At 41.8% G+C, this 12,354-nt stretch carries 9 protein-coding genes and 1 pseudogene; 1 reads left to right on the forward strand and 9 read right to left on the reverse strand.

Annotated elements, in window-relative coordinates; genetic code table 11:
- Positions 1-307 precede the first annotated feature (307 nt).
- On the forward strand, positions 308-1,957 hold the full coding sequence (locus AB3112_RS04210; protein WP_367334001.1) for a peptide ABC transporter substrate-binding protein: 1,650 nt from the start codon (positions 308-310) through the stop codon (positions 1,955-1,957).
- 414 nt (positions 1,958-2,371) lie between these two features.
- Here the strand turns inward: AB3112_RS04210 and AB3112_RS04215 are convergent, their stop codons facing one another.
- From AB3112_RS04215 to AB3112_RS04255, 9 genes and pseudogenes are all read right to left on the reverse strand, one after another.
- Complete coding sequence (locus tag AB3112_RS04215) at positions 2,372-2,821, reverse strand: MarR family winged helix-turn-helix transcriptional regulator (RefSeq protein WP_084973594.1); 450 nt, start codon at positions 2,819-2,821, stop codon at positions 2,372-2,374.
- A 13-nt stretch (positions 2,822-2,834) separates the two neighbouring features.
- Positions 2,835-4,586: an ABC transporter ATP-binding protein gene (locus AB3112_RS04220; protein ID WP_084998142.1), complete on the reverse strand. Its 1,752-nt coding sequence runs from the start codon at positions 4,584-4,586 to the stop codon at positions 2,835-2,837.
- A complete protein-coding gene (locus AB3112_RS04225; protein ID WP_057909627.1) occupies positions 4,586-6,349 on the reverse strand; it encodes an ABC transporter ATP-binding protein in 1,764 nt (587 codons plus the stop codon). The genes AB3112_RS04220 and AB3112_RS04225 overlap by 1 nt, the downstream gene beginning before the upstream one ends.
- A gap of 200 nt (positions 6,350-6,549) precedes the next feature.
- The gene (locus tag AB3112_RS04230; RefSeq protein ID WP_084998146.1) at positions 6,550-7,245 is read right to left on the reverse strand and encodes a glycerophosphodiester phosphodiesterase family protein; all 696 of its coding nucleotides are present in this window, start codon (positions 7,243-7,245) and stop codon (positions 6,550-6,552) included.
- A gap of 75 nt (positions 7,246-7,320) precedes the next feature.
- Positions 7,321-8,685, reverse strand: coding sequence for an ABC transporter substrate-binding protein (locus AB3112_RS04235; protein ID WP_084998148.1), 1,365 nt, complete (start codon positions 8,683-8,685; stop codon positions 7,321-7,323).
- On the reverse strand, positions 8,682-9,512 hold the full coding sequence (locus AB3112_RS04240; protein ID WP_057909630.1) for a carbohydrate ABC transporter permease: 831 nt from the start codon (positions 9,510-9,512) through the stop codon (positions 8,682-8,684). Before AB3112_RS04240 ends, AB3112_RS04235 begins: the two co-directional genes overlap by 4 nt.
- Positions 9,512-10,474: a carbohydrate ABC transporter permease gene (locus tag AB3112_RS04245; RefSeq protein WP_367334002.1), complete on the reverse strand. Its 963-nt coding sequence runs from the start codon at positions 10,472-10,474 to the stop codon at positions 9,512-9,514. Before AB3112_RS04245 ends, AB3112_RS04240 begins: the two co-directional genes overlap by 1 nt.
- On the reverse strand, positions 10,467-11,555 hold the full coding sequence (locus AB3112_RS04250) for an ABC transporter ATP-binding protein (RefSeq protein ID WP_367334003.1): 1,089 nt from the start codon (positions 11,553-11,555) through the stop codon (positions 10,467-10,469). The genes AB3112_RS04245 and AB3112_RS04250 overlap by 8 nt, the downstream gene beginning before the upstream one ends.
- A 426-nt stretch (positions 11,556-11,981) precedes the next feature.
- Positions 11,982-12,354 (reverse strand): annotated as a pseudogene (locus AB3112_RS04255) (hypothetical protein); the annotation flags it as partial.

Raw genomic sequence — 12,354 nt, forward strand, 5'->3', positions numbered from 1 at the left:
AAGACCCTAATGAGTATGAAGAATTTGAATAAAATGGACCTTATTTTATGATTTAAAATACAACTTTGACTTAGTCGCTATAATGGGGCTGGGGCAAAGCTGTTTTAGTCACTACTCTTGGCCGGTCCTCTGATTCCCACCACGCCAATCATGCTATTTAATGAACCATATTTGCCACGTTCGCCATTCCATGATAGGATAGTAGCCTTGGTACTAACAAATTCAAAGTAACTCAACAAACTAATAAACAACTGACCAGCAGGCTTTTGATGCTGGCAGTTTTTATGTCGAAAAAGAGGTTTAAATCGTGAAATTCAATAAACACTTACTATTGATCACTGGCGTTCTCGCTGTCATGCTGGTACTTGCCGGCTGCGGTAACAACAGCTCTTCCACTAAATCCAGTAAACAGATGGCAAAGGACCAAACGATCAATCTCAGTACCAGTTCAGAGATTTCTACTTTGGACATCGCTAAAGCCTCTGATAGCGGCAGCTTGACGCCCCTCTACCAAATTAGTGAAGGAATTTATCGCTTGGGGCCAAAATCAAAAGTTGAAAACGGCCTCGCTACCAGCACCAAAGTTTCCAACGATGGCTTAACTTATACGTTCAAATTGCGGACAAACGACAAATGGAATAACGGCCAACCCGTCACCGCCAAAGACTTTGTTTACGGCTGGCGGCGAGTTGTCAATCCAAAAACGGCTGCTGGGTATTCCTATTTATTTGAAGGCGTCAAGAACTACAGTGCCATTCAAAAGGGCCATCTGTCTGCCAATAAATTAGGTGTTTATGCGCCAAACAGCCACACATTGGTGGTCAAACTCAGCCACCCGGTTCCTTACTTCAAACTATTACTGGCATTTCCAACCTTTTTCCCACAACAGGAATCCGCAGTTAAGAAGTATGGCAGTCGATATGGAACCAGTAGTGCAACCACCGCGTACAATGGTCCGTTTGTCCTCTCCAAATGGAACGGGACCAGCGATACTTGGACTATGACAAAGAACCCCAATTATTGGGACAAGAAACACGTTAAGGCGCACCAACTCGACTTCCAAGTGATCAAAACACCAAGTACGGGATTGTCACTCTACCAACAAAATAAACTCGATGTGATTAGTCTATCGGGAGAAGAAGTCCCAACCTACAAGAATCGACCCGAGTTTAAAAAGTTTGTCGGCGGCTCGACCATGTACCTGGAGATGAACCAAAAACGGGTGAAGGCATTGAAGAATACCAAAGTTCGTCAAGCACTTTCTCGTATCATTAACAAACAAACTTTGGCCAGCCAAGTTCTTCGTGACGGCTCAACGGCACCCAAGGGATTTGTTTCAACCAACTTCTTCCGTAATCCAAAGACCGGTGCTGATTTTGCCAAGGATGCCTATGAAAAAGATGGGGTCGCCTATAATCAGTCCCAGGCAAAGAAGCTTTGGCAGCAAGGGATGAAACAAGTTGGTCAAAAGAAACTCCACCTGTCACTGCTGAGTGACGATACAGATCAGTCAAAAAAGACGACTCAATACCTTCAGAGTCAATTCAACAAGCTACCTGGATTGAGCATCACGATTCATAATGTACCCACCAAGAGCAAATTATCCCGCTCAACCAGTGGTGATTTTGACCTGGTTGTGTCCTCGTGGGGCGCTGACTTCGCGGACCCAATCAATTTCTTGGACCTGCTGACAAAGAGCAATCCAACTAACAACGGTCATTGGGTGAACGCGACTTACGATAAGTATATTGAAGCATCTAAGACAACCGATGCCAACAATCCTGACAAGCGTTATGACGATTTGGTGAATGCTGAAAAAGTCCTAATGAAAGATCAAGGAATTGTCCCACTGTACCAGCCAGCAACGACGCAACTCTGGCGGACGAATATCCATGGATTTGTGTGGAATCCGGCCGGCATGAGCAACGGCTATAAAGGCTTGTACGTTACGAAATAATGAAGCAAAAATCTAGGATCAGATTCCGTCAAAGCCACTTTTCGGCTGCTGACGAAACCCAACCCCAGATTTTTTTGTTTTCTATCACAAATTCCCGTTATTCCTGTGGTATGAACCACGAGGACGTCCCAGGTTAAGCAACGAACCAATCTGCCCGTAGTCGAAACTTTGGCAACATCGATCGAAACAACTTGCTTGTCCGTGTAACTTTAAATGATTCTGTGTGGCTGAAAAGATCAGGGTTGCCAGCCTTGGTTGAATGATTAGTTTAAATACTAAAAGAAAAGATTGTTACAGAAGGCGCCATAACAAAAGTGATTCACCGCACAAACAAAGTTGTCGATGAATCACTTTTGTTACAGTCTAAATCTAGTTGCTTTTTAAGATTGATGTCGCAAGACTGCCTTGTATTCGTTATTTTTGTAGATTTTTCAAGCAAATTCCAAGCAAGGTTCTGAACGTTTCAACATCATTTTCAGTCATCCCCTTGGTCATCTGACCTTCAATCCGAACAAATATATTTTCAAAATCCTTTTGGTGTGCTTCCATTTGTTCTCGTGTCGTTTTTGTTAACTGAACCTGTTTGAATCTTTTGTCTTCAGATGATGGAAAAACGGTGATAAAATTATTTTCCCTCAATCGTTTGACTAGTCCGTTAATAGTTGGCCGGCTTAAATGAAATATATTTTCCAAATCACGCTGATAAACAATGGTTTCGGCGTGGGTTAACAAGTATCCCAACAGTCTAGCTTGTGCTCCGGTCAAGTTTGGAACATCGGTTCTTGCAGAAAGTTGGTTATCCAGTTCCCGTTCAAACAGCGTATTAACAGCTTTGATTAATGGCCCTAATTGAAAATTATTCATTTGTGCTCCTCTCTTATGCAGTTAGACTTTCAAATTGACTGTTGTACAGACTAGCATAGAAGCCATTTTCATTCATCAATTCTTGATGATTTCCTGTCTCTAAGATTTTACCATCTTTAAGCACAATAATTTTGTCGGCATTTTTGATTGTTGACAATCGATGGGCAATTACCAGCGATGTGCGTCCTTTGGTCAAAATGTCCATGGCCTTTTGAAGCTGTTCTTCAGTTCGAGTATCAACTGAACTAGTAGCTTCATCCAAAATCAACATTGGCCGATTTCGAACAAGCGCTCTTGCAATTGTCATTAACTGTTTTTGGCCAACAGATAGCGTTACTGAATCATTAAGAACGGTATCGTACCCTTTTGGCAACGTTCGGATAAAATGATCAATACCAACCGCTTTGGCCGCTTCAATTACTTGGTCATCATCAATTTTGGGATCATTATATTTCAAATTGTTCATGATGGTATCTTCAAAGAGCCAAGCATCTTGGAGAACCATATCAAACTGATCACGGATGCTTTGCTTTGTGATGGTGTTAATGTTTTTATTATCAATCTTAATCGAGCCTTCGTCAATTTGATAAAAGCCCATTAATAAACTAATTAACGTCGTCTTTCCTGAACCTGTTGGGCCAACAATGGCTACTTTTTCGCCAGGTTCGATATGGGCATTAAAGTCCTTAATAATTGTTTCATTATGATTATAACCAAAAGAAACGTGTTCGAAATCAATCCGGCCTTTGACATCCTTTAATTCAGTGTCTGCATCCTGGTCAGCTTGATCATCCGGTTCTTCGAGAAACTCAAAGACTCGGTGCAATGCAGCTTTAGCTGACTGAAGGCTGGAAAATGCTTGAGTGACTTGAGAAAGTGGTTGTGTGAAAATTCTAACATATACCATGAAAGCGACAACTACGCCGATTGAAATTGTATTGTTTAACACCAGCAAAGCGCCAATTACACTCACGGAAACGTAACTTAAATTCCCGATAAATGTCATCAATGGCTGCATAATTCCGGAAATGAATTGAGATTTCCAAACGCTGGTTGCCAATTTCTGGTTGCGGTCTGTAAATTCTTTCTTAGCATTTTTAGTTCCATTATAAGTTTTGACCACCTGATGGCCGGAATAAACTTCTTCAACATAACCCGATACGTCAGCGAGATTGTTCTGTTGCTGGTTAAAATACTTTTGAGAGTGCTGAAGAAGAACAACGGTTAGAACAATTCCGATAAAGGCGGACACAATTGCCGTGAGACTCAGAATCCAGTTAGTGACCGTCATCATGAGAATCGTTCCAACAATCAACACAATAGATGATATGAGTGTTCCTAAGCTTTGGTTGAGGGCCTGACCAAAAGTATCCAAGTCATTGGTAACCCGACTTAAGGTGTCACCCTCATCGTGCTTGTCATAATAGGAAATCGGTAAACGATTAATCTTCTGACTAATCTTAGTTCTTAAATCTCGGGTGAAATTCTGCGAAACATTTGCCATCAAAAACCCTTGTCCGTAAGACATCAGTGCGCCGACGCCATAGATGATCCCTAAAATTACCACAATTCTCATAACCTGGCTGACATCAATGCTCCCCCGAAGCCCCTTGGAAATTAAGTTCGTAATTTTACTTAGTTGATTAGGACCCACAATTGTCGCAATATTACCGAATGCCGCAAGGAAAACAGCAATAATTACTTGAGAAATATAAGGTCTACCATATTTTTTGATACCGGGAATTAAATTCGTTTGTTTTGTCATTACGCCAATTCCTCCTTTGACAGCTGTGAGTATGCGATTTCTTGATACACGTCATTATTTTTCAATAATTGTTGATGGGTTCCTTGGCCCACAACTTTACCTTTATCTAGTACCACAATCTCATCTGCATCCATAATTGTACTAATCCGCTGTGCCACAATGAGTTTTGTTGTGCGACGGCGATTTTGTTTCAAGGCATCCCGAAGTCTCCGGTCAGTTGCATAATCCAAAGCCGAAAAGGAATCATCAAACATCAATACTTCAGGGTTCCGCGCAATTGCCCGTGCAATCGCCAATCGTTGCTTTTGGCCGCCAGAGAAGTTATCCCCGTGCTGCGCAACCGGTGCATCCAGCTTCTTTTCGTTTGAACTAACAAATTCCCATGCTTGAGCTGTCTTAAGAGCATCGATAATCTGTTGATCGCTCATTGGACTTGTTTGATTGGTTTTACCAAAATTAATATTTGAACGAATCGTTCCACTAAATAGAACAGCTTTCTGTGGAATATAGCCTAAACGATTATTCAAATCCGATTCAGAGTAGTCACGAATGTCCACGCCATCGACTAATATTTGTCCGCTGGTAATGTCATATTGATGTGAAAGCAAGTTCAAAACGGTACTTTTCCCACTACCGGTCGATCCGATGAAAGCGACTGTTTGTCCTGGTTCAGCCTTGAATGACAAATGTGCAATGGCACTTGCTTCGGCATCCTTAAATTTAAAGGAAACATCCCTAAATTCAACTGTTCCCATGGATGTGGGCGTCTGCTGGGTTTTGTCCGGATAATTAATGTTTGGTTTAACACTCAAAACCTGATTGATTCGGCCAGCTGAAACTGTCACCCGGGGCAGAATGACAAAAATAATTGATAGCAGCAGGAACGCTAAAATAACCTGCATCGCATACGATGAGAAAACGATCATATTGCTAAACAGTGTTAGCCGTCCAGCACCCATTGCTGCATTTTCAATTAATACCGCACCAATTGCGTAGACTGCCAAGGTAAGACCATTAGAGATTAACGTCATTACTGGGTTCATCAAAGCGAGAACCCGGTTGGCAAATAAGTTAGCTCCGGTCAGTTCATGATTAGCTTTATCAAATTTTTGATTTTGGAATTGTTCAGCATTGAAAGCATGCACAACCCGCAGTCCACTTAAGTTTTCACGAGTTGTTTGATTTAATTTATCGGTTAACTTCTGAACCATCTTAAATTTTGGCTGTACCAAAGATAGGATAATCGTCAACGCAATTACTAAAAGTGCTACAGCGATTCCTGTGGCTAAAGTCCATTGCCATCCTTTATTTGCAATCTTCGTGATGGCCCATACTGCCGTGATAGGTGCTTTAATGATAACTTGCATCCCCATTGCAATGAATGTTTGAATCTGAGTAATATCATTTGTTGACCGGGTCAACAAGCTTGGAATTGAGAACTGATTAATATCTTCAGTTGAATAATCCATCACTTGGTTAAAGACTTTGCCCCGAATTCTGGCACTAAATCCAGCAGCAACGTGTGCGGCAAAGTAACCGACAATAATTGCCGAACACATACTCAGAATAGAAAGAGCCAACATTTTTAATCCAGGATCCAAAATATCCGTTGTCGTACTTCCTGAAGTTCCCAAAGCAGTGGTAATTTGGGTCATATAATCAGGAATTTTCAATTCAAGCCATACTTGAATGGCGATGAATATCGTACTGATTGCGATCATGGCATATTCTCGCTTATTAAGTCGTTTTAGTAGTTTAAACATTTCTTCATCTCCATTAAGCTTTTATTAGCATGCTAACTATATGTGGGGTTTGTGCATTAAAAAGTCACATAGCACCCCAATTAATTAGCATGCTAACTATTATATCCGCTTAATTTTAATTGTCAACACTTTTAATACCAAATCCCAAACCAACAAAAAAAGGAACCAAAATACAGTTCCTTAATTCAAAACGTACAAAGTTACATTGCAACTGGACGATTCTTCAACCGAATCGCCTGCTCAAAATTATCTGTGATAATTCCGGCAACGTGATCCGCCAGCAGCTTCTCTTGCGTCTTTGGATCATCCACCGTCCAAATCCGCTCATCAACGTTTGCTAACGGCTGATAGTGACTCAAGTGAAGTCCGGCGAGGTGTTCCTTGATGATCAGGGCTTTAGCATCCTTAATCACGTGATCGGACAACAGGCAGTATTGTTGGCTTGGATCAATCTGGTAAGCCTTCTTTAATGAATCCAGGTTAAACGAGGAGTAGATCACCGGATACGTCAAGTCATACTGCTTAACCAAGTCAAGAACGATTTGCTCAATGTTTGGATAATGAATCTTGTTGGTCTTGAACTCAAGGTTCAAATGTACTGGACGGTGAACGGCCAATGACAACAGGTCTTTTAGCATCGGAATGGTCTCGCCATCCCGCATATGAAACTGTTGAAGTTCCTTCAAAGTATACGAACGAATCAGTCCGCTACCGTCTGTCGTTCGGTTAATCTTTTCATCGTGCATGATGACGGGAACATTGTCTTTAGTCAGGTGAACGTCAAATTCTAAGCCGCCAATACCATGATCAATGGCGTATTTGAACCCCTTTAAAGAATTTTCGGGGAATTTAAATGGGTACCCGCGGTGTCCAAAAATCAGTGTTCTATTAGTCAATATTATGACTTCCTTTCAGTCCTTCAACTCTCTTAATCAACTTCCCTTCAAGACGTCTTCATGCCTTAATGGAAGTTATCTGCCATTTGCTTTGTTGGTCGTCTTTAAGTTCGCATTCATCGCTTTATTAGCGGTGTTTAATGCGCTGTTGATATTACCACCGTCATAAACGGTTTCCATCGCCGTTTCTTCCAGTTCACGAGTCAACTGCATCCCCTCCATCAAAATTCCGGAGTTGGTGTTATTTGGCTTGGCACTGGCCAACTGCTCGCCAGGAACTTTGGCAGAAGGAATCTTTTTGTACAAGTCTTGCAAGACTTTTTCCTTCTGTGAGTTCTTGTTCAAAGCCAAGTAGCCGGTGGCCTTTTGCCATTCAGCTTGATTCTTGGATTTTTCGGCGAATTTGATGAATTCCCATGCACCTCGTTGCGTCTTTTTAGGCTTGTCATTTGAAATCCACAGAGCCGCACCACCGATCCCGACACCATTGGCTTTAACACCATCTGGATGTGGGAAGTATGAAATACCCAGCTTGTTCTTGGTCCCGGTCGTTAACTGACTGATGTAGGCTGATGATTGAACAAAGATACCCAACTTATTTGCCAGGAATGCGGCAATTTCGTTGTTTTCGGCACTCGAACCAGAGCCATAGTTGACGAAGTCGCCGGATTTAATATTCGTTCGAATCCAGCTCAAAAACTTTTTAGTCGTTGGATTATTCAAATTAATCTTAGTTGGCGTTCCCGTATGACCATCACCGTTATTGATGAGTGACGTATGGGCGTTGGCAAGGGCTTCTTCCATCAGCCAGCCATAAATCTCCATCGTCATCCCCTTAACCTTGTGATGAGACTTTTCGTAAAGCTCTTTAGCTGCTCGGGTGACCTCACTATAACTTGGTGATTTGGAAGGTGGCGTTACACCATACTTTTTGAACAATGATGCGTTGTAGTATAACACCGGTTGTGACGTATTAAACGGCATGGCCAGCTGCTTACCCTTGTTTGAGTAAAACGATCGGGCAACAGGTGAAATGTCACTGACATCATAGTTGTCTTCATCAATAAACTTCTGAACAGGGGTGGTGTACTTACTGTGCATCATTTGTGCGGTTGAAATATCAAACGACTGGAATAATGCAGGCGACGCACTCGTTCCGTGACTTTGGATAATCTTTTGAACCGCTTCATCATAAGCCCCTTGGTATTGAGGAATCACCTCATACTTGTTTTGTGACTTGTTAAAATCATCCACTAGTTTATCAAGTGCAACTTCAGCCGGGCCACCCATTTCATTCCAGAAAACAACTGGTGTGCGACCAGCCTTGGCAGAGGTGGCATTTTTGGAGCCATTTACAAAAACGATACCCAAGACAATGGCAAAAACCGCAAAAATCGGTAACGCATATGCTTTGAGGAATGCTGTCAATTTTTTCATCATTTACCAGCACCTTCATTCACACCTGACTTGAAGTAATGTTGTCCGATGAAAAGGACAATTAAAGTTGGAATGACCACGATCGCTGCAGTAGCTTGAATCATACCCCAGTCGTTAAATGTCTCTTCAGATTGTAGTTGACGCAATCCGTTTTGAACCGGGCGAAAATCATTACTGAAGGTGGTCAGCATTGGCCACAAGTACTGATTCCAAGCGCCCAAGAAGCTGTAGGCACCCAAAGTCATCAGTGGGATTCGGTTATACGGTAGCACCATTTTCCAGTAAAATTGGAAGTGCCCGAGCCCTTCAATATCAGCGGCTTCCTTTAACTCAATTGGCATCTGCATAAATGACTGACGGAGCATAAAAACACCAAAAGCTGATGTTAGAAATGGAATCACCATTACTGAGTAGCTGTTTAACAGGCCCATTGCTTTAACTGTTTGAAAGTTGGGAATGATTTCAGCTTCAAACGGCAGCATCATCGTTGCCAAAAATAAACCAAATAAGAATTTACGACCCCTGAACTTCAAGAAGACAAATGCGTAAGCACTCATCGAACAAAAGATCAGTTGGGCAATCATGGTAGCCGTTGAAATCACCAGACTATTTCCCAGATACCTGAGAATTGGCGTTTGCGTAAAGGCATCAATATAGTTCTGGAAGGAAACTTTGGTGCTCAAGAAATTTCCCTGAGCAATTTGCATTGTTGGTAAAAAGCTGGTCCACAGACCGATCAGAAACGGTGCTAAAACCACAATTGCGAGAATTGTCAGTAGTGCATAATCCCAAATTCGCCGGGACAACTTCGGCTTTGTGACGATATCCATTAGTAATTCACCCGCTTTTCTAAGACTTTGAATTGAAGGTATGTGAAGGCAGCGATAATAATTGTGAGAATAATGGACTCGGCACTTGCCTGAGCATAATTACCGCTGTAAAAGGCATCCTTGTAAATACGGTAGACCAGCATATTTGTTGCGTTCGTTGGGCCACCCTTTGTCATCAGATCAATCAGACCAAAGCTCTTAAATGATTCAATCAAGGTAATGATGGATACGAAGAACAAGGTTGGCGAGATTGATGGCACTGTGATGTGGAAGAACTGGAACCGAGAAGAAGCCCCCTCAATGTTGGCTGCTTCATACAACGTGGTTGGAACTGAGGACATTGCGCCAAGTAAAATCAAGAACGTAAAGCCCAGGTTCATCCAAACGGTGGTAATAATGACTGCCCACATCGCTGCAGTCGGATTCGTTAACCAGGGGATTTGCGGCAAATGCATCCAGGTACTGATCAAGGACAAGAACCCAGTTGACGGGTTAAAAATGAATAGCCAGAAGATAGCGGCAACGGAGACTGAGACTCCCATGGTCGCCGAAAATAATGTCCTAAAAATCCCAATTCCAGGAAGGCGTTTGCTTGCCAGGTTGGCCAACAATAGCCCTAACGCAATCGTGATGATGGTCACTGCAAATACATAGAAGAGCGTAACTCCAACACTGGAGATATAATCAGCTGAGGTTAGCAAATTAATATAATTGGAGAGACCAACAAACACCGTGGCCTTGCCGACAGTATTGGTTAAAAATAAACTCAGGTAAAGGGTCCGAAACATTGGGTAAAAAACGAAAACGCCTAAGATCAATAGTGAAGGTCCCAAGAATATCCAAGCAAAATACTTATCCTTGGCATTTAAGTAAAAATGAGCTTCCTGGGCTTTCAGCTTATTCTTCGTCTTTTCAACCGAAAGCGGCGTGGTCGGCGTACTCTGTGCTGGTGATTTAAGCATGTACATAAGCCTCCTTAGAAATGTTTAATCGATCGCCTTTTGCATCAAAAAACATCAAGTTGGAATCTGCACTAACTTTGATTGGTTGGTAGATTCGGTAGTTAACTTGGCCGGGAACAACAACGTGAATGTTCTCTCCACTATTAAGCGTGGCGTAGACAATTGTTTCGTCTCCCAGAAATTCAGTGTTTTTAACGACTGCGTTGGATTCGATGCTGTCCGCGGCTTCAGCTTTCATATCATCTGGGCGAATCCCAATTTTGATATCTTCTGCCGGTACTTCTTGATCAAGGGCAATTTCCAAGTCTGATGAAACGTTCAATACGTGATGATCAGTCTTGGAACGTTTGGCTGATAAAATGTTAATTTGTGGTGTCCCAAAGAATTTTGCCACGAAGTCATTGGCTGGGTTTTGGTAAATTTCGCTTGGCGTGCCAATTTGCTGCACGTGTTTGTCGTTGAGCACCATAATGTGGTCGGCCATGGTCATTGCTTCCACTTGATCATGGGTTACATAAATTAACGTCAGCCCAAGTTTTCTTTGCAGTGCGTAAATTTCTTGACGCATTTTAATTCGGAGTTGGGCATCCAAGTTGGACAATGGTTCGTCCATCAAACAAATTTTGGCATCACTGGCAACCGCACGGGCAAGTGCCACCCGTTGTCGTTGACCGCCGGATAGTTCACGGGGCTTGCGTTTACCCAGTTCTGTCAAATTAACCATTTTAAGTGCTTTATCAACGCGTTGTTTAATATCTGATTGATCCATTTTGCGCGCCTTTAAGCCAAACGCAACGTTGTCCCAAACACTCATGAATGGGAACAAGGCATAGTTTTGAAAGACCATCGTTAATTTTCGAGCCTTAGGTGGCAAGTCATTGACGACCTTATCGTCGATACTGACCTCGCCTGCTGTAATTGGCGTCAAGCCCGCAATCATTCTGAGCAGCGTACTTTTCCCACATCCGGAAGGGCCGACGATGACGAAGAACTCGCCAGTCTCAACCTTTACCGAAATATCCTCCAGGACATCTGTTTGGGCGTCGTAATCTTTACGGACGTTTCTTAAAGTAATTGACAAATATCTCACCTCAAAATCATTTATTTCGTTACAAACATTATTGTGGGGGTTCAATGTAAATTGCCCGCTTCATTAATGTAAATTGAAAGTAAAAAATGATATTGTTTGTAAATATTTGATTGGGTTTCATATAAAGTGGGATTGATTATGCTATAACTTGAGAAAATAGTAATTGCATAGTATAGGAGAAACTTAAATGCGCCATTAGTTCCATTTGTTATTTATAATCGGTGGCCTTTTTTCTTTTGCCGGTGTTTATTTTTCTAAAAAAGGGCTCTTGTCGTACTTCGGGGGAGTCTTCATGATATCTGCTGAGATGGTATTATAACCGTAATAAAATAAGGAGATATCGAAGTTGTAGTTGCTTTCGATATCTCCTTATTATTAATTTGAAACATGATCCTATCTTCTAGAGAAAACATCACATTATTCAGCCATTCCTTGAATAAATCCCTGAACAAAGCTATATATATTGGGTACAATCAGCGAAGTCAAGAAAATAATTCCCAAGATTATGGCGGGTTTAGATAAAGAACGATTCAGCTGTCGCCAATTAACTGTATAAATCAGCCCGGCGAAACTCACAATTAGTGGCAATTGAATCCACTCATTTAGACTTTTTTCTCCAACCCCAGCTACCATCAAAATCACATAGATAATAATTGCAATTCCAAAGGCCCACCATATCATTTTTGCCACTGGACTCATTTTTTTGTTAGTCATCAACTTGCTCATCAGCTCGTCATCTCCTCTAAGAAGCTGTCCAAGATCTATGATTTTTGATATACTTCTATGTAAA

It is taken from the genome of Lentilactobacillus sp., from assembly GCF_040773105.1.
Classification (GTDB): domain Bacteria; phylum Bacillota; class Bacilli; order Lactobacillales; family Lactobacillaceae; genus Lentilactobacillus; species Lentilactobacillus parabuchneri.